Here is a 24,821-nt window from a genome sequence, read left to right as displayed (position 1 = left end):
ATTTATTTCTTTAGATTTTCCTGGAATTTTTCTACTGCACCTTCGAAGAAAACAATCTCACCAGCGTTTACTAGATCGTATGAGCTGATCTCGTTGTAGTTCAACACTCTTGTCTTAGGCAAGTTTCTTGAAGATAAATATACATTCTTATTAGCTTCCGGAAGGATGAACAATGATTTTTTGCCGTTCAGTTCCAATGCGTTCAATACGCTGATGAAATCTTTTGTTTTAGGCGCGTTCAGGCTCATATCTTCTAATACTCTGATGCTGTTGTCTCTCATTTTTTGAGAAAGCACAGATTTTTTGGCTAATCTCTTAAGCGCTTTGTTAAGCTTGAATCTGTAGTCTCTTGGCTTAGGACCGAATACTCTACCCCCGCCTTTGAATACCGGAGACTTGATATCCCCGTATCTTGCAGAACCAGAACCTTTTTGCTTCTTAAGTTTCTTGGTAGAAGCGGTGATTTCGCTTCTTTCTTTTGATTTATGAGTTCCCTGTCTCTGTGCAGCCAGGTACTGTTTCACTTCTAGGTAAACCGCGTGTTGGTTTGGCTCGATTCCGAAAACTGAGTCATCGAAAGTAACTTTTCTTCCGGTTTCTTTTCCTGTGTTGTTTAATACTACTAGTTCCATCTTCTTACAATTACATATGAATTTTTAGCTCCCGGAACAGCACCTTTTACTACTAAAAGATTTTGTTCTTCATCTACCTTTAACACCTGAAGGTTCTGCACAGTTACCTGCTTACCGCCCATTCTGCCGGCCATACGAAGACCTTTGAAAACCCTTGAAGGGTCAGATCCCGCACCGATTGAACCCGGAGCTCTTAATCTGTTGTGCTGACCGTGGGTCTGCTGCATTACACCTCCAAAGTTGTGTCTTTTTACAACACCCTGGAAACCTTTACCTTTAGATGTTCCTGTTACGTCAACATATTCTCCTTCAGAGAAAAGGTCAACTTTTACTTCATCCCCTACTTTCAAATGATCAAATCCGTGGTGGAATTCAACCAATTTAGCTTTAGGAGCAGAACCAGCCTTCTTGAAGTGGCCGGCTAACGCTTTACCAACGTTCTTCTCACTCTTGTCATCGAAACCCAACTGAAAGCCTACATAGCCATCGTTTTCTACGGTTCTGACCTGTAAAACCGAGCATGGACCAGCCTGAATAACTGTACAAGGAATATTCTTCCCGTTTTCGTCAAACAGAGAGGTCATACCGATTTTTTTACCAATAATACCTGACATTATTTAATATATAGTTATTGTTACACTTGTTTCATCTTGGTTTTGAAGTGATTTCTACATCACAGTTAGGCACACTTCGCCCCTAAAATGAGTGTGCAAATTTAGGAATAATTTCTGAACTGGCAAATAATGTTTAGAAAATATTTTGATTTTTAAAGGCTTACGGAATTTTTATAAATTTAACCGATGAAAAAAATTTTTCTCCTTCTTTCTCTTTCCATTCTTTTCTCCTGCAAGGAAGAAAACCATCCCTACACTTTCTACTACTGGAAAACCAAACTCGCCCTAAACGCAATAGAAAACAGGGCTTTAGAAAAAGCTGCGACACCTTATATATATGTCCGCTTTTTTGATGTGGATAAAGTTGGCGCAAAGTTTCAGCCGGTAGCGGTGATCACCAAGGACAACACTTTCAAAACCGCCAAACAGACTGTTCCGGTGATTTTCATTACCAACCGCACATTTTTGAATATCAAACCGGAAGAAATTACTTTTCTCGCTAAAAGCATTTCAGATCTAATTGAGAAAAAGAAATCCGATTATCAATTAAAAACCAGCAACGAAATCCAGATCGACTGCGACTGGACCGCAGGAACGCGCGATGATTATTTTAGATTCTTGAATGAACTAAAGAAAACTTCGGGAAAAGAAATAACTTCCACGCTGCGGCTTCACCAAGTGCGCGACCGAAAAGTGATGGGCGTGCCGCCGGTTTCAAAAGTTTACCTGATGTGTTACTCCACCTCTTCACCGTTGGAAAATTCTGACAAAAATTCAATTCTGGATGTTCCGCTGCTTAAAAACTATCTTTCAAAACTGGAAAGCTATCAAGTAAATAATATCGCTGTGGCGTTACCCATTTATTCGTGGGGAATTGTGACCAACCATGCCGGAAAGCATAAACTGATTAATGCGCTTTCAAAAAAGGATCTGGAACGCCCGGAATTTAAAAAAATTACTGAAAATGAAATTGAAATTCGGAAAGACGGCTTCTATTTTGGAAATTTCCTTAACAAAGGTTTCAGGATAAAGGTTGAGGAAATATCTGAAAATCAGCTAAAAGAGGTAATGAAGTTCCTGGATAAAAAAATTAAGAATTATGAAATAGTTTATTATCAGCTTGATAGTAAATTTGTTGACCGAATATTTTTAAAAGACTGAAGCTTCAGTGAACCGGAAAACTTCGGGAACCCTGTAATATTTTTTTTCACGGAGCTGCCGAATACAAAATTTTATAACAAAGGAACAAAAACATAACAATTATGAAAAAAATACTGTTTTCAGCCGCTGTCATCTTGCTTTACAGCCAAAATATAAAAGCCTGTGGATGGTACGATCCGGATTATGAATATTTCAACCTGTTTACCCAATCAATTATAAAAGATAAAACTTATCTGCCGTTTCTGCTCACCTACTCCAACCGCTTCTATGGGCACGAACATTATGAAATTCCGGACGAGAATATAGAAACCTGGCAGAAATTTTTTGGTAATAAATTACATTACCAGGAAACTAAAAACCTGATTTACAAAATTCCGATGAGCGACCTGAATGCTTATAAAAAAGGAAACTCCTCTAACCCGATCCTCGCTAAATTAGGCACATACCAAAATAATTATGAGGCTATAGATTATCTGATTGAGGCAAAATACCTGGAACCTTATATGCAGATTAATTACGTGGAAAGCCCGGATTCGTTTTACTACCGCGAAAATGAAAATCCAAAAAATGCCACACTGCTGGATTATAATAAAACAGTCTCCGCACTGACCTCGCTTTACAATGCGGCAAAAAATCCTGAAATCAAGCTGCGGTACGGTTATCAGCTCGTACGTTTTAATCATTATACCAGAAATTATCCACAGGCTGTGGAAGCCTTTTCGAAATATGTGGAGCCGCTCAATTTAAAAAGCTCGCCTTACTTCTGGGCTTTGGATCAACTGGCTGGGGCGCAGCGCGGGCTGAACAGGGGTAAGGAAGCCAACTGGAATTTCTTCAAAGTTTTCATCAACAGCAAAAGCCGCCGAGAAAGTGCTTTTACTTCAATGAAACTTTCCGACAGCGCTTCATTCAAAAATATAATGGATCTATCAAAAACTCCCGAAGAAAAAAACATGGCCTATTTTCTTCTGGCGTACGACGGTTTCAACAATCCGCTGCCGATGATGGAGAAAATGAATGAAGTGGATCCTAACTCGGAAATGCTGAAAGTAATGGCGGCAAGAGCCATCAACCAACTGGAGAGAAGTTATCTGAAGGTTTATTATCCCAATGAAGATACGCCTCAAAATCAATCCATTCAGGAAAAAAATTCAACAGCGCAAACTTCAGAAAATAAAGCTCCGGAAGCTAAAAATGAAAGTTTTTGGGATAAGATTTCAAACTTTTTCAGAAATCTTTTCGGTTCGAAAAAAGAGAACAAAGCCAGCGAAAGAAACAATAACCAAAGCGACAAAGACCTGCTGAAGAACCCTAACCGAATTCCTTTCTACACCGAAGAACAAGCGTGGGTCAACTATAAAGAAACGACCGTGAACTTCATCGACGACCTTGAAAAATTCATTGAAAAAACCAAGGACAAATCACCTGATGAATTTTGGCAGATTGCTGATGCCTATGTGAAGTTTCTGAATAAAAATCATTCTGAAAGCAGCAAAATATTAAACGAGATAAAAACTCAGAATCCTGAGTACGCTGAACAGATCAACCGGATGAAAATGCTGAACGAGATTGTTTCGCAACCGAAGATCACACCCGAATTTGAAGATACCCTTTATAAAAAATACGCTTCCTTTTTTAGCGAACAGGACAAAAAGGACAGCACGGTTACAGACCAGTTTTATTATCCCAAACCTTCAACTTCAGATTTCCTGAAGGATGTTTTGGCCAACCGGTATTTTCTGCAGGGTGAAGATGCCAAGTCGTACCTGATGAACAACAAACTGTCGTTTCTGCAGTACAGCCCGGATTCAAAACTGGTGAAAAGTGTGGAAGATTTCTACAGGAAGCCGAATAAAAATGCCTTTGAACAACTTATCGCAAAAAATCTGGATGATGTAGGAAATAAAGATGCGTTCTTCAATCTGATTTATGGCGACCGTGAAATGAAGCTGGCCAATTTTGAAAAAGCAAAAGAATATTATCAAAAAGTCACGAATTTCAGCGGCATCCCACGAGTATATTACGACTGGGACGGCTCGAAGGAATCCATCAGTCCCTTAGTTTACGAAGAAGGAAATTATAACGGATTCAAAAATATTTCAAGTTTGGTTTTTGGCCACAATGTTTGGGAAAGTTTTGAAAGCCCGAAAGAAGTGAGCATGAAGGCAGAAAACCTGACCGCGTTCCCGTTCATTAAATCAAATATGAATAAACTGGAATTGGCTGATGCACTGATTCAGCTTAAAAAAATGAGTACCGGAAACGATGCAACGGCTGCAAAAGCCAGTCAGCTGATCGGTAATCTGATGTACAACACTTCAGTTTTGGGATATTTCAGGGAACTGTTTGTGATGGATATCGACAATTCCAACGGTGGAAAATTTAATTTCTGGGCTCCGGAACAGCCTTACCAATATTATTACAAGAATTTTATGGATCAAAATTTTGTGAAGCCCGACAATTTCGACCTGGCGATAAATTACTATCAAAAAGCTCTGAATCTTACCACTGATAAAGAAGAGAAGGCGAGAATTCTCTTCCAGATGGCGAGTGCTGAGCAGGGGAAATACTATCAGTATGAGGCACAGCAGCCGGGAATTCCTTATGACGACAAAGACTGGGAGAAAAAACAGGAAACACGTGATGCCAACTTAGCCGCAACTAAAAACCAGAAGTACAGAACTTATTTTACCCAATTGAAAAATGGCTATGCCGACACGGAAACCGCGCGGCACCTGATGGGAAGCTGTTCGTATTTTGGATATTTTATGAAGAGAAAATAGCTTTTACAAAAAACCCTTTCAATGACTGAGAGGGTTTTATTTATCTTCATCGTCGATCTGTTGCTGAATCTGCTGGTTTCTTAGTTTGTGTTCGTGGTTGTCTTCGGCGGCATCTATGGAATGCGATTGGTGCAGATCGGTATCTTCTTCGGCAAGATCCGAGAGTTTTTGGTAGTAGCGGTGTAGTTTGTCGAGTTCTTTTTCGGTTAAATCTTCAATATCTACAATGCGGTTGCTGGCTTTTTCGTGGGCAGCGATCAGCTCATTCAGTTTAATCTGTATGGCTTTGGAATCTTTATTCTGTCCCTTCTGAATCAGGAAAACCATCAGGAAAGTCACAATGGTAGTTCCTGTATTAATGACCAGCTGCCAGGTTTCAGAGAAATTGAAAAAAGGTCCGGAAATGGCCCAAACCAAAATGAGCGCTACCGCAATGATAAATGCCGCGGGGCTTCCGGTCGCAGTGGTAGCCCAATTGGAAAACCTTTCGAAAAAATTCTGATTTTCGCTTGACATGATTGATTTTTAATTTTAAAAAAACGCCATACAATGAATGTATGCGTTTTCCGAGTTATTAGAACAAAATACTTAGTTTTTATTTAATCCATAAATCACCTTTTTCTATTGGATTGTCATGCTCCTCTCTCCACTTTTCAAAATTCTTGACAATTCTTTTTTCAGTTTCTTTTTGAGGAATTTCTTTTCCATTATATGAAACCTTTACTCCAATATTCCTATTTTCTAACTTTAATCTTTTATTTCTGTAAGAAATTGCTGGATCTAAAATTATTCTTGATTTAACATCCCTTTCCTGCTTACTAGTTGATAAATTAGTGGCTGGTAATTTGGTTATAACAAGTTGATCCTTTTTTGTAATTCCTTTCATTAAAAAACGATAATCTTCATCTATTGAATATATTTCTATTATTAAACCTGGTAGACCTGAAAATTTATACGGACCATCTTGAAACGGAATATCAATAGTATACCAAGCCTCCCAAATACGGTTACCAAATATGATTTTTGCTTTTTTACAATTGAAATCTTCAATTCTTTTATTATCTTCTAACAACTGCCATTTACTGTTGTCAAATATATAATTAATACTGTATAAATCATCTACAATAGATTCGTATTTAATAAAACTCTCCTTTTCAAAATTTTTATAAATACTAAAATTTAAAGAATTTTCTTCGTTTAAGGAGGTGAAAAAAGAGCTTTTTTTTTGTGTATCAAATCTCAAAACATAGTTATCCTTCAATTTTAATGAATCATTTAGTCTTGGCTTATAAACGATTTCATATACAGCTTCATATTGTTGAGAATAAATATGTAGAGAATAAAAACAAACGATTAAAGATATTAAAAAATTCATTTTTCCCATTCAAATAATTTTTCTAATCCATCCCGGTTTTGGGATTTGTTAATAGAATTATTTTTCACCTCATCCTGAATATAAATTGATGGATACTTTAATTTTGGATATTCCACATATGATAGAAAATTATTATTAACCTCAAGAGCTTCGACTGGATTTCTAATTTCAGATTCACTTTTTTCTATTTTTTGTAATGTCCACCGAAAAAGGTTATCCTCATCATAAATTTCATATGCAAGTCCTGGAAAATTGGCAAACTTCCATGGCGCAGCCTTAATTTTACTATAAGGATCGTGCCAAATAACATATTTTCTTCCTCTAAATAAAACTTCAGCTTTATATAGTTTTATGTTATTTATTAATTTACTTTCATTTTTTATTTCATAGTCCATAACGGGAATACTATCTTTAAATATATATTTTTTTCCATTTATTTCATCACCAATAGTAAAAGCATTAGGCTTATTTGAAAATAATACGTATTTATAACTCGACCTATCAATTAATGAAAAAGCTCCTGCGTTAACTTTAGTATCAATTTGATTTACAATTCCAAATTGAACTGTATAAAGACTCTTTTCTTTATTATCTACAATCAAGGATGCAGGAAATGTAAATTCATCATTAAACAAAAGATTTTTCACTTTGTATTCATATGAAATATTCCATGTTTGTCCATTGAATAACGTGATTATTATTAATAAAAATAATGTTATTATTTTTTTCATATTCCAAAACTTTAAAAAAATAGTGATTAAAAATATTAATCACGATAATTATACTATTTCACTTCTGAAACCGGAGTTCCTATTTCCAATTGAAATATAATGCTTCTACCTTTAGCATCACAAGCTTCTTGAGAATCTGCATAGCCACCCCAAATACCAACAAGTGTGGAAGAACCGTCAGCGTTTCTACGATAAACAGTCACTTCACAATAACCTCCACTCATGTTGATGTTTGTTTCAAAATTTTGCTTTTTCACTTTTGCAATTTCAACACGATGGTTGGCACTCATCAAACCAGCAACTCCTAATGTTGCCACCAATAATAATTTTTTCATAATAAAAAGTTTTTAATGTTAGTGGCATAAAACTAAAACTAAAACTAAAACTATGCAAGTTTTTTATCAAAAAAATCAAATTTTAGCATATAAACACACATTTGTTTGATAATTTACAATTTTTTGAATTATCACAAAAAATCCGCTCTCTTTCGAGAACGGATTTGTTATCATAGCAAAGTATTTTGTTTCCGCAGAAAAACTTCCGACTTCCGTCTTCCGTCCTCCCACTTCATCATCACACTTTAATTTCTACGTCTACTCCTGAAGGAAGCTCAAGCTTCATCAGAGCATCTACAGTTTTAGAAGAAGAAGAGTAGATATCCATCAATCTCTTGTGTGCAGAAAGTTGGAACTGCTCTCTTGCCTTCTTGTTTACGTGCGGTGAACGAAGAACTGTGAAGATTCTTTTGTTCGTAGGCAAAGGTATTGGACCGTTTACTACCGCTCCGGTTGACTTTACCGTCTTTACGATTTTCTCAGCAGATTTATCTACCAAATTGTAATCGTAAGATTTTAGTTTTATTCTGATTCTTTGTGACATTTCAAAAATTTTAAAAATTACCCTTTAGCCTTAGCAATTACATCTTCAGCGATGTTCTGTGGAGCTGCTTCATATTTTTCGAATTCCATCGAAGAAGTTGCTCTACCTGAAGAAAGTGTTCTAAGCGAAGTTACATAACCAAACATTTCAGAAAGCGGAACGAAAGCTTTGATTACTTTAGCGTTGTTTCTGTCGTCCATACCGTTTACGGTTCCTCTTCTTCTGTTAAGGTCGCCTACGATATCACCCATGTATTCTTCCGGAGTTACGACTTCCAGCTTCATGATTGGTTCCATGATCACTGCTTTTGCTTTTTTACCGGATTCCTTGAAGCCCATTTTGGCAGCAAGTTCGAAAGACAGCTGGTCAGAGTCCACCGCGTGGAAAGATCCGTCTTTAAGGGTAACTTTCATGGAATCTACTTCGAAACCAGCCAAAGGACCGTTTTTCATAGATTCTTTGAAACCTTTTTCTACGGAAGGGATAAATTCTTTCGGAATGTTACCACCTTTAATCTCGTTGATGAATTCAAGACCCTGTTTTCCTTCATCTGCAGGACCGATTTCGAAAACGATATCTGCAAACTTACCACGACCACCGGATTGCTTTTTGTAAACCTCTCTGTGGTTTGCAACCGTCGTAAGAGCTTCTTTGTATTCTACCTGAGGCTGTCCCTGGTTTACTTCAACCTTGAACTCTCTCCTCATACGGTCCACAATAATGTCGAGGTGAAGCTCACCCATACCGGAGATGATCGTTTGTCCTGAAGCTTCGTCAGTTTTCACCTGGAAAGTTGGATCCTCTTCAGCCAGTTTTGCCAAAGCGTTACCCATTTTATCCTGGTCTGCCTTAGTTTTAGGCTCTACTGCGATACCGATTACCGGATCCGGGAATACCATAGACTCCAGAACGATTGGGCTTTTCTCGTCGCAAAGGGTATCTCCTGTTTTGATATCTTTAAAACCTACAGCTGCACCGATGTCACCTGCTTCGATATATTCAATTGGTTCCTGCTTGTTGGCGTGCATCTGGAAGATACGCGAGATTCTTTCTCTGCTGTTTGATCTTGTGTTCAAAACATAAGAACCTGCATCCAGTCTTCCTGAGTATGCTCTGAAGAATGCCAAACGTCCAACGAACGGGTCTGTTGCAATTTTGAATGCCAGAGCTGCAAAAGGCTCGTCCACAGATGGTTTTCTTGAAACTGGCTCATCAGTTTTTGGATTGGTACCATCGATCGCTTCTTTATCCATTGGAGAAGGAAGGTAACGGCAAACCGCATCCAGCATAAACTGTACACCTTTATTTTTGAATGAAGATCCGCAAGTCATCGGGATGATGCTCATGTCCAAAGTAGCGGCTCTCAAAGCAGTGTGAATTTCTTCTTCTGTGATAGAGTTTTCGTCCTCCATATACTTTTCAAGAAGATTTTCGTCGTACGCTGCAATTTCTTCAATCAGCTGACCTCTGAATTGTTTTACTTCGTCCGCCATTTCTGCCGGGATATCTACGATGTCGAAGGTAGAACCGTGGTTTTCCTCGTGCCAAACCATCGCACGGTTTTTCACCAAATCTACCACACCTTTGAAATCTGCTTCGTCACCGATTGGAAGAACGATTGGAACTGCATTAGAACCCAACATTTCTTTTACCTGCTTACAAACATTCAGGAAGTCAGCACCCTGACGGTCCATTTTGTTTACGAAGCCCATACGCGGAACTTTGTAATTGTCTGCAAGTCTCCAGTTGGTTTCAGACTGTGGTTCTACACCGTCTACCGCGGAGAAAAGGAATACCAGTCCGTCCAGTACACGGAGCGAACGGTTTACCTCTACGGTAAAGTCCACGTGTCCCGGTGTATCGATGATATTGAAATGGTAGTTTTTAGCATCTGGAAGCGGCTTGCCCTGTTCGGTTGGGAATTTCCAGTCTACAGTTACCGCAGCAGAAGTAATGGTAATTCCTCTTTCTGCCTCCTGCTCCATCCAGTCGGTTGTAGCGCCACCTTCGTGGGTTTCACCGATTTTGTGGTTTTTACCGGAGTAAAAAAGGATACGTTCTGTAGTAGTGGTTTTTCCCGCATCAATGTGTGCAGCAATACCGATATTTCTTGTAAGTTTAAGGTCTCTTGCCATTTCAGATTAGAATTTGAAGTGTGAGAAAGCCTTGTTAGCTTCCGCCATTTTGTGAGTATCAGATTTTTTCTTGAAAGCAGCACCTTCTTCTTTTGAAGCGGCGATAATCTCAGCAGCTAATTTAAGCGCCATAGATTTGTCGTTTCTGGCTTTCGCATATTTGATTAACCATTTCATTGCCATAGAGATTTTTCTGTCGGCCCTGATCGGCATTGGGATTTGGAAGTTAGCACCACCTACTCTTCTCGAACGTACTTCTACGTGCGGCATAACGTTGGTTAGGGCATCTTTCCAGATTTCAAGTGATGATTTTTCGTTATCACCTTTTTTGTTTTCTACGACATCAAGTGCATCGTAGAAAATCTTGAATGCGATTGACTTCTTACCGTCAAGCATCAGGTTATTTACGAATCTCGTTACCAGTTGATCATTAAATTTCGGATCCGGTAACAACGGTCTTTTTTTCGCTTTCGTTTTTCTCATTGTTTCGTTTCTTAATAATTAATGATTACTTTTTCTTACCTGTTGGTGCAGCTTGTCCTGGTTTTGGTCTCTTAGCTCCATACTTGGATCTTCTCTGAGTTCTTCCATTCACACCTGCAGTGTCTAAGGCACCTCTTACAATGTGATAACGTACTCCCGGTAGGTCTTTCACCCTTCCGCCACGTACCAATACTATCGAGTGCTCCTGAAGATTGTGTCCTTCGCCCGGGATATAAGCGTTGACTTCTTTACCGTTAGAAAGTCTTACCCTAGCCACTTTTCTTAGTGCAGAGTTAGGTTTCTTCGGTGTAGTAGTATATACTCTCGTACATACACCTCGTCTTTGTGGACAGCTTTCAAGGGCAGCCGATTTGCTCTTCTTGGCAAGTGTGGCTCTTCCTTTTCTAACTAATTGTTGAATAGTAGGCATATAATGCTTTTTATTTTAGGCTGCAAAAGTAAGGATTTTTTTTTATTCCACAATATCAACACCTTAAATATTTTTTAATTCAAATTGATAGCATCAAGCACTGGTTATGATAAACCACCAAAATGAAATATTGATTTTATCGATTGTATTTGTTCTTCGCAATAGATAAGCATGATTACATTTGCACCAAATAAAATACTATTATGAACAATTCTAACATTATCGGACTAAATGAAAAAGACTGTCAAAAAATCGCAGAAAAACTTAACGTACTTATAGCCAACTATTCCATATTTTACCAAAACACCCGCGGTGCTCACTGGAATATCAAAGGCGACCAGTTCTTTACCCTTCATCCAAAATTTGAAGAACTGTACAACAATCTGGTCCTGAAAATTGATGAAATCGCCGAAAGAATTCTCACCTTAGGCGCAACACCCAACCATAACTATTCTGATTATCTGAAACTTTCAACCATTAAAGAAAGCAAAGAAGTGTCAGACGGAACCAAATTCGTAGAAAACATTCTTGATTCTTTCAAAACCATTATCAGCCTTCAAAGAGAACTTTTAGATATCACTGAAGAAGCCGGGGACGAAGGCACCAACTCGCAAATGAGCGACTACATCACCGAACAGGAAAAAGAAATTTGGATGTACAACGCTTACCTCGGAAAATAGCACAATATATATATGGTATAAATCAAATCGCTCATTTCGGGCGATTTTTTTTATCTTTAATCTAAATTTTTAAAATGTCACAAGTACGGCTCCACTCCATCCTCGATAACGATTTCTATAAAATAACCATGCAGAACGCCGTGGTGAAACTTTTCCCAAAACAACGCGTAAAGTACGGGTTCATCAACCGTGGGAAACATCATTTCCCGGAAGGCTTCGATACAGAGCTCCGAAAAGCCGTCAGCGCAATGGCGGAACTGAAACTTACCAAAGCCGAAAAAGAATACCTGCGCGTCACCTGTCCGTATATCGATTTACCTTATCTCGATTTTTTGGAAGGCTATCACTACGATCCTTCTGAGGTACACATCAAACAAAACGGGAACGATATTGAAGTCTGGGTTGAAGGCCTTTGGTACCGCACCATTCTATGGGAAGTACCGCTTCTCGCCCTTATTTCCGAGCTGCATTATGAAATGAACCATATGGAGCGCGACAATAACGAAGAAGTGATGCGCAACACCCTTGAAAAATCAGAAAAACTGAATCAGCTTGGCGTTACTTTCGCAGAATTCGGGACACGAAGACGGCATTCCTATAAAGTTCACGATCTGGTAGTGGAAGCCTTGGTAAAAAATCAAAATTCCAAATTCATTGGCAGCTCCAACGTACATTTTGCGATGAAATACGGCATAAAACCTATCGGAACCCACGCTCACGAATGGTTTATGTTTCACGCAGCAGAATATGGTTTCAAAATGGCCAACGAGCTCGCACTCGAGCATTGGGTGGATGTGTACCGTGGCGATTTAGGCGTTGCACTTTCGGATACTTATACAACGGATGTTTTCTTCCAGCAGTTTGACAAGAAATTCGCAAAACTCTTCGACGGCGTTCGGCACGACAGCGGCGATCCACTCGAATTTACCGATAAGACCATTGCCCATTATCAGAATAACGGTATCAATCCTCTGTTTAAATATATCATTTTTTCTGACGGTTTGAATCTTGAAAAAGTGGAAGAAATCACCAGTTACTGCAAAGGTAAAATCGGCATTTCATTCGGAATTGGCACCAATCTCACCAATGATGTGGGCCTGAAACCCATGAACATCGTAATGAAACTCATCGGTGTGCAGGCAGACAACGGTGACTGGATCCCAACCGTAAAACTCTCCGACGAACGCGGCAAATACACCGGCGATCCAAAAATGATCGAGCTGGCAAAAGAATTTTTAAGAATTGAAAATTAAAAATATGCCCGACCTGATTTTACATATTGCAATAGCGTCAGTACCTTTCCTTCTAATATTTATTCGTAGGAAGATTTCCACACCCAACTACTTGATCTTCTTTTTAATCGTCTTAGTTTTAGGAGCAACTGCAGCCTATTTCAGCCAAAAACTGTACGGAGCGAAACAGACGGCATTAGGAAATAATATCGACATCGGAAGCCTTTTAATCGTAGGGTGGTCGATTCTGCTGTACGTCATCATCTTACCGATTTTTATTTTTTATAAATCTAAAAATCAATGAAAAAAAAGTTGTTCATTCCTTACATCTTTTGCTGCATCAATTCCTAGACACTTTGAAATACCATGAAAAAACTGCAAAAAGAAAATCCGTAAATTTTTTACTAAATATTTTATGCGGATAAAATCTGTAAAATCTGCACGAGATAATCCGTATTTTTGAAAAATGGAAACCACCTCTCTTATTATAGGACTTGTTTTCGGTGCCGTTCTCGGTGCCCTTATTTTATATTTTGCCTTGAAATCATCCAGTGTTCCTCGAAAGGATTATGATGAAATCAATCAGAATTTTATCCGCTCCAGTTCAGATCTTGAAAATTATAAGCAAAAAATTTCGACTCTTGAAAGCTCAGTTCTTCAGGAAAAAGAAACCAATGTGCGACAAACCGAGGTGCTAAATCAACTGCAGAATGATATGGCAAGAATTAATGCTTTGAACGAAAGCCAAAACCAGCAAATCAGCAGGCAAAACGAGATCAACAACAGGCAAACTGTTGAGTTAAAAGAACTTCAAATAGAAAAACAGAATTTAATTGCTTTAAAATCTGAACTTTCAGCCCAAAACGAAAATCTGCAGAAACTTCTCGATTCCCAAAAAGAAGAAATCGAAAAAATGCAGGAAGTTGCAAAAGTAGAATTTCAAAATCTTGCGAATAAAATCCTGGAGGAAAAAACCGAAAAATTTACTGAACAGAATCAGCAAAACCTGAAAACCATTCTGGAACCGTTTCAGGAAAAAATCGTGGAACTTAAAAATAAGGTCAACGAAACTTATGACAAAGAATCCAAGGAACGGTTTTCTCTGGGACAAAAAGTGCGTGAACTTGCGGAACTGAACCAGCAGATTTCTGAAGACGCCAAAAAACTCACCCGCGCGCTGAAAGGAGAAAGCAAAACCCAGGGAAACTGGGGCGAAATGATTTTGGAAAGCATTCTGGAAAAATCCGGCCTGGTAAAAGGCCGCGAGTATTTCCTGGAACATCAGCTGAAGGACGAGGATAATAAAGTGCTTTTCTCAGAATTCTCCGGGAAGAAAATGCGTCCCGACGCTGTAGTAAAATATCCCGACGAAAGAAATGTAATTATCGACTCCAAAGTTTCCCTCACCGCCTTCACCGAGCTGGTGGACGAAACCGACAGTGAAGTTTACCAAATGAAGCTCAACCAGCATTTGAATTCGGTGAAAAACCATATCACCCAACTTTCGCAAAAAGCCTATGACGATTACGGCAAATCACTGGATTTCGTCATGATGTTCATCCCAAGCGAACCGGCGTATATCGCAGCGATGCAGGCCGATCAGAATCTGTGGAATTTCGCTTACGAGAGAAGGATTTTACTTTTAAACCCAAGCAATTTAATCACATCACTGAAGCTTATTGCGGACCTTTGGAAGCGCGAATACCAAAATCGCAATTCGATGGAAATTGCGGAACGCGGCGCCAAGCTCTACGACAAATTTGTAAGTTTTGTTGAGAACCTCGAGAAAGTTGGAAAAAATATCGATCAGGCAAAAAATTCCTATTCAGAAGCCTACAAACAACTGTACGACGGCCGGGATAACCTGATTACTCAAACCCAGAAAATGAAATCTCTCGGAATCAAAAACAAAAAGGAACTGCCGGCAAGTTTGATTGAAAATTCTAAAATTGAGATCGATTTTACCGAAGAAAAATGATGATTGAAAGTTTACAGAACGAGAAAATAAAAACCCTCACGCGACTTTTAACCAAAAATTCGGACCGCAAGAAAGCAGGAGTTTTCATCGTGGAAGGAAGGCAGGAAAATGAAAGGGCGCAAATTTTTGGTTTTGAGCCGACCGAATTTTTCATCTGTGAAAAGATTTTTGACGGGAAAGTTCCGCAAGGAAAAATCAATTATGTCTCAGAAAAAATTTACGGAAAAATCGCCTACCGTGGAACTTCCGAAGGCATCATTGGCATTTATAAAACTAAAGAAAATAATCTCCACAATTTTCAGCCTAAAGAAAATGCATCAGTCATTGTGGTTGAAAGTGTCGAAAAACCGGGAAATCTCGGTGCCATTTTGAGAAGTTGCGAGGCTTTTGGAATCGATGCCCTCGTCGTGACCGATGCAAAAGTTGATTTCTACAATCCCAATGTTATCCGCTCCAGCGTTGGTTGCCTTTTCGGAATGAATGTGTTTCAAACATCCAATGAGGAATTATACGATTTCCTGCAAAAAAATAAGTTTAGTATTTACACGACTATTATGGCTGAAAATGCTGAGATGCTGAGTGAAAGAGATTTCACCAAAAAAGCAGCAGTGTTATTTGGGACAGAGCATTCCGGCCTATCTGAATTTTGGAAAGGAAAAGGAGAAAACACCCTGATCCCTATGTCGGGAACCATAGATTCATTGAATCTGAGCAATGCCGTCGCCATTACCTGCTATGAAATCCTGAGGCAGCGCCTTTAAAAGAGCATAAAAAAACCGTCCCAAAGTAGACTGCACCCAAAAGTTTAGACAAAATTAAACAATATTCTCAAAGGAAAGAGTTCGGTACTGTACCGGACTCTTTCCTTTGAGATTGAGTCTTATTCTATCATTGTTGTAATAGTGAATGTACTTCACTATTTCCATCTTAAGTTCCTGAATGGAACCAAACTTTCTGGTATAAAACATTTCTGATTTTATTGTTCCAAAAAAGTTTTCTATCACCGCATTGTCCAAACAGTTTCCTTTTCTGGACATACTTTGAATAATACCTTTTTCTTTTAACAAGTTTTGGTAATGTTTCATTTGATACTGCCAACCTTGATCAGAATGTAGAATGATGTTTTGTGTAGATTTTACTTTTCTGAATGATTTCTTTAGCATCCTGATGATTTGGCTAAACACAGGTCTTTCAGATAGGTCAAAACTGACAATTTCACCATTAAATAAATCGATGATTGGAGATAGGTAAAGTTTATTACCCGATACATTAAACTCTGTAACATCAGTTGCCCATTTCTGATTAGGAGTGTCCGATTTGAAATTCCTCTGTAGAACATTGGGCGCAATTTTCCCTTGCTCTCCCTTGTAAGATTTATATTTCTTCACTCGGATAATACTCTTTAAACCTAATATTTTCATAAGTCGTAAAACAGTTTTGTGATTAATCAAAATTCCTTTTTCTTTCAAAAGCAAAGTAATTCTTCTATAGCCCAACCTTCCTTTGTGACGATGATAAATCTGCTTAATCATTTCTTTTATTTCCGCATATTTATCTTTCATTTGAAATCGTTTTTGATAGTAATAAAAACTGCTTCTTGCCATCGATGTACAATGCAGCAGTACTGCTAAATCAAAGTCCTGCCTTAACTCTTCGATGGCTTTGGATTTTTCCTTTCCTGAATTAAGGCGTCTAACTTTTTTAAAATGGCGTTCTCGGCTTCTAAATAATAAATCCTCTCCAACAGTTCTTCCTCCCTTGTTAAGGGTTTGCCTGTTTTCTTTTTTTTTCGCTTGTAATTACTCATGGTTTTAGGTCTTCCCCTGGGTCTGTTTTCTAAACCTAAAATACCATTTTTTTTGTAATTACGCTGCCAACTAAGAATACTGGACTCCGCAGGAATATTAAACCTTCTCGACGCTTCTTTTAAACTTAAATTCTCTTTCTCAATTACTGATAAAATCTTTAATTTAAAATCTTTTGTGTAATGCGTATTGGAAAGCCGAACAAGTCCTGAAACTCCATAAAGTTCATAAAATTTTATCCATTTACGAACCAATGAACCACAAACTCCAATGCGTTTTCCTAAATCGTCTGTTCCAATGTCACCTTTGTGATATCTCTTTATAGCTTTTAATTTAAAGTCTACTGAATATTTACTTTTCCCCATAAAAAATGCCCCTAAAAAGTGTCTAACTTTTTGGGGGCAGTCCAAAGCAGGACGGTTATTTTTTTAACTGAATTACTAATTATTTAGCAGTTGCAGCAGCAGTTGAATCAGCAACAACTGCAGCACCAGTTGCAGCAGCCGCAGCAGAATCAGTAACAGCAGCCGTAGATGCAGTATCTACAACGTTAGCAGCAGAATCAACAACAGCAGCAGTAGAATCTACAGTACTTTCAGCTGCAGTTTCAGTTTCAGTTTTTTTACAAGCTACAAGAGCCAAAGCAGCGATAGCAGCCACGAATAATGATTTTTTCATAATAAATTTATTGTTTTAAAAGTTCTTTTCTCCTTAAGGCGTGCAAATATATATAAAATATTTACGCGAAGGGATCGTTTTTCAGAAAAAAACCGCTTCGCTGAGCGAAACGGTTCTATTTAATTGTGAGTACTAATTATTTAGTAGCTTCTTTTACAGCTTCTTTAGCATCTTTAGCAGCACCAGCAGCAGCGTCAGCAGCACCTTTAGCAGCATCAGCAGCACCAGCAGCAGCATCTTTAGCTACTTCAGCACCAGCAGCAGTTGTAGCAGCAGCAGCATCTTTAGCAGCGTCTACAGTAGCAGTAGCAGCAGAATCTACAACAGTAGCAGCAGAATCAGCAACAACAGCAGCAGAATCTACAGTAGCAGCAGCAGCTGAATCAGCAGGGTTAGCAGTTTCTACAGTTTCAGTTTTTTTACAAGCTACAAGAGCAAGAGCAGCGATACCTGCTACGAACAATGATTTTTTCATAATAAATAATTTAAATTTGTTTTGTTTATTTTCTTGTTTCACTTTTGTTCAATCATTTTGAACAGGACAAAGGTAGGGCGGTGAGAAAATTTGTGTTAGAAAATTAATTGTAATATCTTTGTAAAACCATTTTACAAAATAACATTATTGACAATCAACGTTTTAAACGTTTTTACATATTTTGGCAGATTTAGACTTACTACATTTTGAACAGCTGAAATCAGAGATTCAAACCAAATATCTGACGAATCATACCCCATCCAGTGAAGATATTTCTCATTGGAAAGGTATTGATATCATATATTTCCAGGAAGATTTGAGAAAAATCGCGAAAGGAAACATCAGCGAGAAGTCTTTTTACACCTATTTCAAGTCCACGCCGGCAACAAAACTTCCGAGGATAGACATACTCAATCTGCTGTCTGTTTATGCGGGCTACGCGTCATGGTACGATTTTAAAAAGAACCATCTTTTCGCAGATGAAATCCTGAGGGAACAGGAATCGGGTGAAGAAGTTCAGACAGCAGAAACCGAATCTGACCCGGGAAATGCCCAAAATCTGGCTTCTGATGGAAAAACAACGGGAAATGAGGCCGAAGAAATTCAATTAGAAGCCGTTTTACAAAACAACAGTACTGACAATCAGGAACATATTAAAAATGAAGATTTTTCGAACTTCTCCCAAAGTAAAGCAGAACCAAGGGTAAAAAAATTTGTAAAAAAGAACCTTTGGTATGGGATTTCTGGAATTTTAGCGCTTTTAGTTGGATTTCTAGGTTTAAAAGACCAGTTTATTTCAAAAAAATATTACTACACATTTATCGACGCGGACCGGAATTCAAAAATTAACGGTGATCTGCAGGTGAAAATTTTCAAGGAAAATGAGTCGCCTATCCTTTATACTGCAAAACCAAACGAACCTTTTGTCTATAAAAATCCAAGCTCAAAGACCTTGGTCATGGAAGTTTCATCGCCCTATTACAAAACAGACCGCATTGTCAGGAATCTGGAAACAGCTCCCGAAAGTGAAACCATAGAATTGAAGCCTAACGATTACGCCATTATGCTTTATTACTACTCCAATTCAAAGCAGGATATCAAACGTAAAAGGGAAAGGCTGAATTACCTGATCAGTGATAATGCCTTGATTTACCAGGTATACGATAATGACAAATATGGCGTGGAAACTTTGGACAAGCGGCGCTATATCACCTTAGTCACTACGCCGACTACATCTTTGAAAAACATGGAGGTTATTGATACCCAAATGGAAAAAGGTAAAATTGTATTAATAAAATTCAAAATCATCAGTAATGAAACACCATAATATCTTCTTCATATTGCTTATTGCAGTTTTTGCAGTAATCGCGTGTAAGAAAGAAGCTGAACTTTCCCTTGAAAGAGTGAAATACAACAATAATAAAACCACCTACCCGGAAACCAAAATGGACAGCGCGCAAGCTATAAACGCCATTACCAAGCAAAAAGTTCAGGAAGTGATTGACCTGTCGATATTGTACAGTTCCGGAAATCAGGACACTGAAATAGACACGGCTATGTACAGCCAGATTTTAGGATATTTCCACAAAGCGGATTCCACGACTTTGAAACCATTGCTGAGCGAACTCGACAGCCTGAAGGTAAAAAATGCACGGGTGAGCGATCTCGAAGTTTTCGAGAAAATTCATAAAAAGGATACGCTTAATTTTGCGAAATTCAATGTGGAATATTTTGATGCAAACAAAAAAGCAATCGCAACCAAACAGCGTGAAGCCCAATATATTCTGATGTCTGCGCCAAAGAAATTTAAAAAGGAATTTAAATTCTATTTCCTGAATTTTTACAACAAACCGTTGAACGACAGCACTTCCACCGGTGTTACAAGATAATCCAGCGGGATGTCATGCGGATTCAGATCTTCTACAACTTCATTTGGTGAGTAAAAGCCAACACCTACTTTTTTACATTTCCCGCTGATTTTCGCAAAAAAGCCGTCATAATAGCCTTTGCCAAACCCAACCCTGTTTCCGTGGGGATCACAGTAGAGCAGCGGTGTAATGATGTAATCAAAATCTGTCACACCGGCGTCTTCATCCGGCACAGTTTCAGCAATTCCCCAGGAATTTACCTCCATTTCTGTATTTTCGTCGAATGCCACAGCAATAATTTCATCATTAACTATTTTCGGAAGGTAAATCTGAATACCATTCTTCAGAAAATGCAAGATAAACAATTCGGTCTGTACCTCCTTGAACTTTGCAATGGAAATGAATATATGAATTTTCTGAAGTGGTTCAATTTCAAAGTTATCGACAAAATTTCTAAAAATCTTTTCAGAGAAAGACAAAACCTCATCATCTGACAAGGTTTTTCTCATTTCAAGATATTTTTTTCTGATTTCTTTTTTGGTCATCCTTTTTAAATTTCTTTTACTGAAATAATCTTCACCGGGCACGCTTTCGCAGCTTTCTCACAAGGTTCAAATGCATCAGGAAGCGGTGTTTTCAAAGTGAAAAACCCTTTCTTGTCGGTAGATTTCAATAATACGGATTTCCCGTCTTTCTTTGACATCCGGAAATACTCGGGCGCAAATTCTGCACAATAGTTGCAGCCGATGCATTTGTCGCGCTGTAATGTGATAATAACCATATAAATTCGAGATTCGAAATTTAAGTCACCATTGCTTTATGCCTGCACGATTTTGTACAGTTTATCCGAAGGTCTCACTCTGAATTGTGTTTTAAAGGTGATAACATCAGCCTTTGAAGCTTTTTCGGTCATTCCTTTTCCATCCACCATCAGTTCTGCAACTTCCATTTCCTGTGAACCGGTTGTAGGTCCCTGAATCAGGACTTTATCTCCCACATTTAGGTCATAGGCTTCAATCAGGAATTCTGCAATATTGGATTTTGGGTAAAAATGCCTTCCTTTTCCGATATAAATTTTCTTCTGGGTCGCGTTTGAACCCGGATTTGGTGACCATTCACCCAGTTCCTGCCCAAGATAATAGCCGCTCCAGAAACCTCTGTTATAAACGGTTTCCAACTGCTTCATCCATTCATCAACTTTTTCCTGAGAAAATGTTCCTTCTGCAATGGAATCAATTGCTTCCCGATAGCATTTGGTTACGGTGGCCACATACTCCGGCGCTCTTCCCCTGCCTTCCACTTTCAGGACTTTTACGCCTGCATCCACAATTTCATCTAAAAATCCGATGGTGCACAGATCTTTCGGCGACATCATATATTCATTGTCCAGCTCGATTTCAAAACCGGATTCCTGATCGATCACGGTATATTTCTTTCTGCAGTTCTGCTTGCACGCACCCCGGTTAGCAGAGGAATTATGAGAATGCAGACTGAGATAACACTTCCCGGAAACCGCCATACACAGTGCGCCGTGACCGAAGATTTCAATCTCAACCAAATTTCCGCTTGGGCCTTTGATCTGTTCGCGATCAATCTGGTCGCAGATTTTTTTGATCTGCGATATGGAAAGCTCGCGGCTCATCACCATCGTATCGGCGAACATCGCGTAAAATTTTACGGTTTCGATATTGGTAATATTGATCTGCGTGGAGATATGAACCTCCATCCCGATCTGCCTCGCGTAGGCAATCACCGCCTGATCCATAGCGATTACCGCCGTCAGATCCGCTGCTTTTGCTTTATCCAGAAGTGTTTTTATGATCGAAAGGTCATGGTCATAAATAATAGTGTTTAGGGTAAGATAAGTCCGTACTCCTTTTTCTTTACATCTCCTGGAAATTTCAGGAAGGTCATCAATGGTGAAATTCATGGAGGCGCGGGCCCTCATATTAAGCTGCTCCACACCGAAATAAACCGAATCAGCACCATTATCCAGAGCCGCCTGCAACGCAGTGAAATCACCTGCAGGAGCCATTAATTCTATTTTTCCGCTTTGCGTCATTTTTATTCTTGAAAATTTTTGCAAAGATAGGCTTTTTAAAATTCTGAATAATTGGACTTTTTATCGCACCGCTATCAGCCATATTGACAGGGAGATTCTGCTTAAAACTAAAGATTTTTGCGTTGTTTATTATAAAAACTTCTAAATTAGTACGATTCTTGTTAAATTATAGTTAAAAATGAAACAGTTGCATTTTATATAACACTTATTTAGCATTAAATTTGTTTACCCAAATATCAAATAACTGTTTAGTAAAAAAAAGAAAAAAAGAGATTATAAAATGAAGAATGAATTGAAAAAACTTTTACCTTACGCAATGGTTGGCGTGATTTCAGGCGCCACAGTTTTTGGAGGGATTAAATTCTCTGAGCGCAATAACGCCAACACTCAGGATTATTCCTACTTTACAAAAGCCAATGACACCAAATTTGCCGGAATGAATATGTCCGGGCTCGGTGAAGATTTTACTAAGGCCGCAAAAATGACGGTTCCTGCAGTAGTGACCATTAAAAATTATTCGAACCGCAGCGCTGGAAGATCAAGCGAGCAGGATATTTTCGAGTACTTCTTCGGGCAGCCGGGCAGACAACGCCAGCAGCAAAAGCCTGACAACATGCCTTCAGGAATGGGTTCCGGTGTCATTATTTCTCCGGATGGATATATTATTTCAAATAACCACGTTGTTGCTGGAGCGAGCAAACTTGAAGTCGTGCTGAACAACAGAAAGTCTTACATCGCAACTTTGGTTGGTACAGACCCAAACACAGACATTTCACTTTTAAAAATTGAAGAAAAAGGGCTACCTTACCTTAATTTCGCCAATTCAGATTTAGTGGAAGTTGGGCAATGGGTTCTAGCAGTAGGAAATCCGTTGGGTCTTAATTCAACGGCGACGGCAGGTATTATATCTGCAAAAGGCAGAGGAATTGGAATCCTTGGCAGCAAAGGCGAAGCCACAAATCCAATTGAAAGCTTCCTCCAAACCGATGCGGCGATTAATATGGGTAACTCCGGTGGTGCTTTGGTAAACACCAATGGCGATTTAATCGGAATTAACTCTGCCATTGCCTCACCAACAGGATATTACTCCGGTTATGGCTTTGCAGTGCCTTCTAATTTAGCAAGAAAAATTGTTGAGGACATCAAGAAATTCGGACTTGTACAGAGAGGTTTCCTCGGAGTAGGAACGCTTGACCTTTCAGATGACCAGCAAGTGGCACTATATAACAGAGAGTTTAAAACCAACCTTAAGCCGGGCAACGGCATGTATATCCGCGAAGTAACTGCAAACAGCGGTTCCGAAGATGCAGGCTTAAGAAAGGGTGATATCATCACAAAAATAGACAGTACTCCGATTACGGATTTTGCAGATCTTTCACTGGCGATCGGCAGTAAAAGGCCTGGTGACGCTGTGAACGTGACTTTTTTAAGAAACGGGGCCGAGAAGACTGTAAGAGTTGTACTGAAAGACCAGAAAGGTGGTATTTCTGCGAGAACAAGAGCCGACCTGACCGTGAGCGAAAAAATTGGTGGAGAGTTTCAGCCACTAAGCGAAAATTTCAAAACTAGATACGGGCTGAACAGCGGCGTGTTAGCGAGGAACGTCATTGATGGTGGCGAACTTTCTAAAATCGGCATCGTAGACAATTACATCATTATGGAAATAAACGGCAAGCCTGTAAATTCACAGAAAGATGTAGAAAAAATCCTGAACGGATTCAATGGAAACGTACAAATCAAGTATGTGGATGAGTACGGAAGAATTTATACACAAGGCTTCAGAATGCCAAACTAAAATATTTAATTTATAAAAAAGTAAAGAAGCCGTCTCACAACTGTGAAAACGGCTTTTTTGTGTTTTTTCTCGAGCTCTTGGTGGAGAGGTTTCCGTTTTAGACCATTCTCAGCCCAGATTACTTGGTTTTAAGACAGGTTGTTTTTTATTTGTTTATTTTCTCTGCGATTTTCCGTTTCCGGTTTCTTTCATAAATTACTTCAGTAATTTTACCGCCAAGCCAGGCAAAAGGAAAAAACGTAAGGAAAATACTGATTTTATAAAACGTTGGATGATAAGGGAAAATGATGATGTCGAGCATGGCGCAGAACAGCAGAATGAAGCCAATTAAAATCGCATAGGCAACTTTTGCATATTTGACGATCATCGCAGTAGCAACGCCACCAACAGACGCCCCAATCCCCGAAAGAAATAAGAGAAACACCCAAAAAGCAGTATTATTCCGCATCGAAAACAGGAACTTTTCCCAGTTCTGAAATGGCGAAAATTTTTCATAAGTCATCCAGTCCGGATTGATCCTGATCCCAACAGAAATGATAAGCCCGGCTACAGCCAGACCCACAATTACGCCTAAAGTGTTCCTTAAAAAATTCATCAATAACTAAAACTGATGAGCGATCATAGAAATTTCGATGTCAACATTTTTTGGAAGGCACGAAACCTGAACCGTTTCCCGCGCAGGGAAATTTTCGGCATCGAGGTAAGACGCATAAATATCGTTCATTACCGCAAAATCATCCATATTTTTCAGAAAGATTGTTGACTTCACTACATTTTTAAAACTCAAACCGGCTTCGCTCAAAATCGCTTCAAGGTTTTTCATAACCTGATGAGTTGCTTTTTCGATGCCTTCAGCAAGTTTCCCCGTAGAGGGTTCCACAGGAATCTGCCCGGAAATATAAAGGATCCCATTTGCAAAATTTGCCTGTGCATAAGGTCCGATTGCAGCCGGAGCGTTGGTAGTAGAGATAATTTTTTTCACGATACCGATATTTTTTTATCCAACAAATATAATACTATGTTTA

General features: G+C 38.8%; 28 protein-coding genes. 10 read left to right on the top strand and 18 right to left on the bottom strand.

All coding sequences use genetic code 11. The features are described from left to right. Positions 1-2 precede the first annotated feature (2 nt). Both rplD and rplC read right to left on the bottom strand, forming a co-directional pair. Positions 3-632 (bottom strand): 50S ribosomal protein L4, encoded by a 630-nt coding sequence (gene rplD / locus CKV81_RS09365; protein WP_095072715.1) that lies wholly within the window; start codon positions 630-632, stop codon positions 3-5. Beyond that, positions 623-1,246 carry a 50S ribosomal protein L3 gene (gene rplC, locus CKV81_RS09360; protein WP_095072709.1) on the bottom strand — a complete coding sequence of 208 codons (624 nt, stop codon included), beginning with the start codon at positions 1,244-1,246 and terminating at the stop codon, positions 623-625. The genes rplD and rplC overlap by 10 nt, the downstream gene beginning before the upstream one ends. A 186-nt stretch (positions 1,247-1,432) precedes the next feature. Here rplC and CKV81_RS09355 point away from each other — a divergent pair, with 186 nt between their 5' ends. Continuing rightward, positions 1,433-2,407: a hypothetical protein gene (locus CKV81_RS09355; RefSeq protein ID WP_095072706.1), complete on the top strand. Its 975-nt coding sequence runs from the start codon at positions 1,433-1,435 to the stop codon at positions 2,405-2,407. 101 nt (positions 2,408-2,508) lie between these two features. Continuing rightward, positions 2,509-5,190 carry a hypothetical protein gene (locus tag CKV81_RS09350; protein WP_095072704.1) on the top strand — a complete coding sequence of 894 codons (2,682 nt, stop codon included), beginning with the start codon at positions 2,509-2,511 and terminating at the stop codon, positions 5,188-5,190. Between the two features lie 36 nt (positions 5,191-5,226). Here CKV81_RS09350 and CKV81_RS09345 read toward each other — a convergent pair whose 3' ends face one another. The 8 genes from CKV81_RS09345 to rpsL all read right to left on the bottom strand — a co-directional run bounded on the left by CKV81_RS09345 (position 5,227) and on the right by rpsL (position 11,223). Beyond that, a complete protein-coding gene (locus CKV81_RS09345) occupies positions 5,227-5,706 on the bottom strand; it encodes a low affinity iron permease family protein (RefSeq protein WP_095072701.1) in 480 nt (159 codons plus the stop codon). A 79-nt stretch (positions 5,707-5,785) separates the two neighbouring features. Next, positions 5,786-6,574 carry a GLPGLI family protein gene (locus CKV81_RS09340; RefSeq protein WP_095072699.1) on the bottom strand — a complete coding sequence of 263 codons (789 nt, stop codon included), beginning with the start codon at positions 6,572-6,574 and terminating at the stop codon, positions 5,786-5,788. Continuing rightward, complete coding sequence (locus CKV81_RS09335; RefSeq protein ID WP_095072697.1) at positions 6,562-7,296, bottom strand: GLPGLI family protein; 735 nt, start codon at positions 7,294-7,296, stop codon at positions 6,562-6,564. Before CKV81_RS09335 ends, CKV81_RS09340 begins: the two co-directional genes overlap by 13 nt. Before the next feature lie 53 nt (positions 7,297-7,349). Then, entirely contained in the window at positions 7,350-7,631 is a 282-nt protein-coding gene (locus CKV81_RS09330; RefSeq protein WP_095072695.1) for a hypothetical protein, read from the bottom strand. A gap of 238 nt (positions 7,632-7,869) precedes the next feature. Further along, the gene (gene rpsJ / locus CKV81_RS09325; RefSeq protein ID WP_095072693.1) at positions 7,870-8,175 is read right to left on the bottom strand and encodes a 30S ribosomal protein S10; all 306 of its coding nucleotides are present in this window, start codon (positions 8,173-8,175) and stop codon (positions 7,870-7,872) included. A 17-nt stretch (positions 8,176-8,192) separates the two neighbouring features. Then, positions 8,193-10,310 carry an elongation factor G gene (fusA, locus tag CKV81_RS09320; protein ID WP_095072691.1) on the bottom strand — a complete coding sequence of 706 codons (2,118 nt, stop codon included), beginning with the start codon at positions 10,308-10,310 and terminating at the stop codon, positions 8,193-8,195. Between the two features lie 6 nt (positions 10,311-10,316). Beyond that, positions 10,317-10,793, bottom strand: coding sequence for a 30S ribosomal protein S7 (gene rpsG / locus CKV81_RS09315; protein ID WP_095072690.1), 477 nt, complete (start codon positions 10,791-10,793; stop codon positions 10,317-10,319). A 25-nt stretch (positions 10,794-10,818) separates the two neighbouring features. Beyond that, on the bottom strand, positions 10,819-11,223 hold the full coding sequence (gene rpsL, locus CKV81_RS09310) for a 30S ribosomal protein S12 (protein ID WP_095072689.1): 405 nt from the start codon (positions 11,221-11,223) through the stop codon (positions 10,819-10,821). A gap of 203 nt (positions 11,224-11,426) precedes the next feature. On the opposite strand from rpsL, the gene CKV81_RS09305 reads away from it, so the two are divergent. From CKV81_RS09305 to CKV81_RS09285, 5 genes are all read left to right on the top strand, one after another. After that, complete coding sequence (locus tag CKV81_RS09305) at positions 11,427-11,903, top strand: Dps family protein (RefSeq protein WP_095072687.1); 477 nt, start codon at positions 11,427-11,429, stop codon at positions 11,901-11,903. A 74-nt stretch (positions 11,904-11,977) separates the two neighbouring features. Beyond that, positions 11,978-13,156: a nicotinate phosphoribosyltransferase gene (gene pncB / locus CKV81_RS09300; RefSeq protein WP_095072685.1), complete on the top strand. Its 1,179-nt coding sequence runs from the start codon at positions 11,978-11,980 to the stop codon at positions 13,154-13,156. Between the two features lie 4 nt (positions 13,157-13,160). Further along, entirely contained in the window at positions 13,161-13,439 is a 279-nt protein-coding gene (locus tag CKV81_RS09295) for a hypothetical protein (protein ID WP_157727400.1), read from the top strand. 162 nt (positions 13,440-13,601) lie between these two features. Continuing rightward, positions 13,602-15,113: a DNA recombination protein RmuC gene (gene rmuC / locus CKV81_RS09290; RefSeq protein ID WP_095072680.1), complete on the top strand. Its 1,512-nt coding sequence runs from the start codon at positions 13,602-13,604 to the stop codon at positions 15,111-15,113. After that, positions 15,110-15,874: a TrmH family RNA methyltransferase gene (locus CKV81_RS09285; protein WP_185116895.1), complete on the top strand. Its 765-nt coding sequence runs from the start codon at positions 15,110-15,112 to the stop codon at positions 15,872-15,874. The genes rmuC and CKV81_RS09285 overlap by 4 nt, the downstream gene beginning before the upstream one ends. Positions 15,875-15,928: 54 nt before the next feature. On the opposite strand, the gene CKV81_RS09280 is transcribed toward CKV81_RS09285, so the two are convergent. The 3 genes from CKV81_RS09280 to CKV81_RS09270 form a co-directional block, all read right to left on the bottom strand. Continuing rightward, positions 15,929-17,283, bottom strand: a protein-coding gene (locus tag CKV81_RS09280) for an IS3 family transposase (RefSeq protein ID WP_095072675.1) whose coding sequence is annotated in 2 segments (ribosomal slippage) — positions 15,929-16,809 and positions 16,809-17,283 — 1,356 coding nt in all. Because the reading frame shifts where the segments join, the coding sequence is not laid out codon by codon here. A gap of 79 nt (positions 17,284-17,362) precedes the next feature. After that, positions 17,363-17,596, bottom strand: a complete 234-nt coding sequence (locus tag CKV81_RS09275) for a hypothetical protein (protein ID WP_095072673.1) — start codon at positions 17,594-17,596, stop codon at positions 17,363-17,365. Between the two features lie 136 nt (positions 17,597-17,732). Beyond that, on the bottom strand, positions 17,733-18,071 hold the full coding sequence (locus CKV81_RS09270; RefSeq protein ID WP_095074412.1) for a hypothetical protein: 339 nt from the start codon (positions 18,069-18,071) through the stop codon (positions 17,733-17,735). A 181-nt stretch (positions 18,072-18,252) separates the two neighbouring features. On the opposite strand from CKV81_RS09270, the gene CKV81_RS09265 reads away from it, so the two are divergent. Both CKV81_RS09265 and CKV81_RS09260 read left to right on the top strand, forming a co-directional pair. Further along, entirely contained in the window at positions 18,253-19,398 is a 1,146-nt protein-coding gene (locus CKV81_RS09265; RefSeq protein ID WP_095072671.1) for a hypothetical protein, read from the top strand. Continuing rightward, positions 19,385-19,960 carry a hypothetical protein gene (locus tag CKV81_RS09260; protein ID WP_095072669.1) on the top strand — a complete coding sequence of 192 codons (576 nt, stop codon included), beginning with the start codon at positions 19,385-19,387 and terminating at the stop codon, positions 19,958-19,960. Before CKV81_RS09265 ends, CKV81_RS09260 begins: the two co-directional genes overlap by 14 nt. Here CKV81_RS09260 and CKV81_RS09255 read toward each other — a convergent pair. The 3 genes from CKV81_RS09255 to CKV81_RS09245 are packed head-to-tail and all read right to left on the bottom strand — an operon-like array spanning position 19,912 to position 22,001. Then, on the bottom strand, positions 19,912-20,484 hold the full coding sequence (locus CKV81_RS09255) for a 5-formyltetrahydrofolate cyclo-ligase (protein WP_095074410.1): 573 nt from the start codon (positions 20,482-20,484) through the stop codon (positions 19,912-19,914). The two genes, CKV81_RS09260 and CKV81_RS09255, sit on opposite strands and share 49 nt — an antisense overlap. Before the next feature lie 5 nt (positions 20,485-20,489). Further along, positions 20,490-20,720 carry a ferredoxin gene (locus CKV81_RS09250; RefSeq protein ID WP_095072667.1) on the bottom strand — a complete coding sequence of 77 codons (231 nt, stop codon included), beginning with the start codon at positions 20,718-20,720 and terminating at the stop codon, positions 20,490-20,492. Between the two features lie 36 nt (positions 20,721-20,756). Further along, positions 20,757-22,001 carry a peptidase U32 family protein gene (locus CKV81_RS09245; RefSeq protein WP_095072665.1) on the bottom strand — a complete coding sequence of 415 codons (1,245 nt, stop codon included), beginning with the start codon at positions 21,999-22,001 and terminating at the stop codon, positions 20,757-20,759. Between the two features lie 280 nt (positions 22,002-22,281). Here CKV81_RS09245 and CKV81_RS09240 point away from each other — a divergent pair, with 280 nt between their 5' ends. Next, complete coding sequence (locus CKV81_RS09240; RefSeq protein ID WP_095072662.1) at positions 22,282-23,796, top strand: trypsin-like peptidase domain-containing protein; 1,515 nt, start codon at positions 22,282-22,284, stop codon at positions 23,794-23,796. Positions 23,797-23,941: 145 nt separating this feature from the next. Here the strand turns inward: CKV81_RS09240 and CKV81_RS09235 are convergent, their stop codons facing one another. Together CKV81_RS09235 and CKV81_RS09230 are read right to left on the bottom strand one after the other, a co-directional pair. Continuing rightward, positions 23,942-24,391, bottom strand: coding sequence for a hypothetical protein (locus CKV81_RS09235; RefSeq protein WP_095072659.1), 450 nt, complete (start codon positions 24,389-24,391; stop codon positions 23,942-23,944). A 6-nt stretch (positions 24,392-24,397) separates the two neighbouring features. Continuing rightward, entirely contained in the window at positions 24,398-24,778 is a 381-nt protein-coding gene (locus tag CKV81_RS09230) for a RidA family protein (RefSeq protein WP_095072657.1), read from the bottom strand. Positions 24,779-24,821: the final 43 nt, after the last annotated feature.

It is taken from the genome of Chryseobacterium taklimakanense, assembly GCF_900187185.1.
Taxonomy (GTDB): Bacteria; Bacteroidota; Bacteroidia; order Flavobacteriales; family Weeksellaceae; genus Planobacterium; species Planobacterium taklimakanense.
The sequence above is the reverse complement of the archived record's forward strand: the minus strand, read 5'-3'. Positions and strand labels throughout refer to the sequence as shown.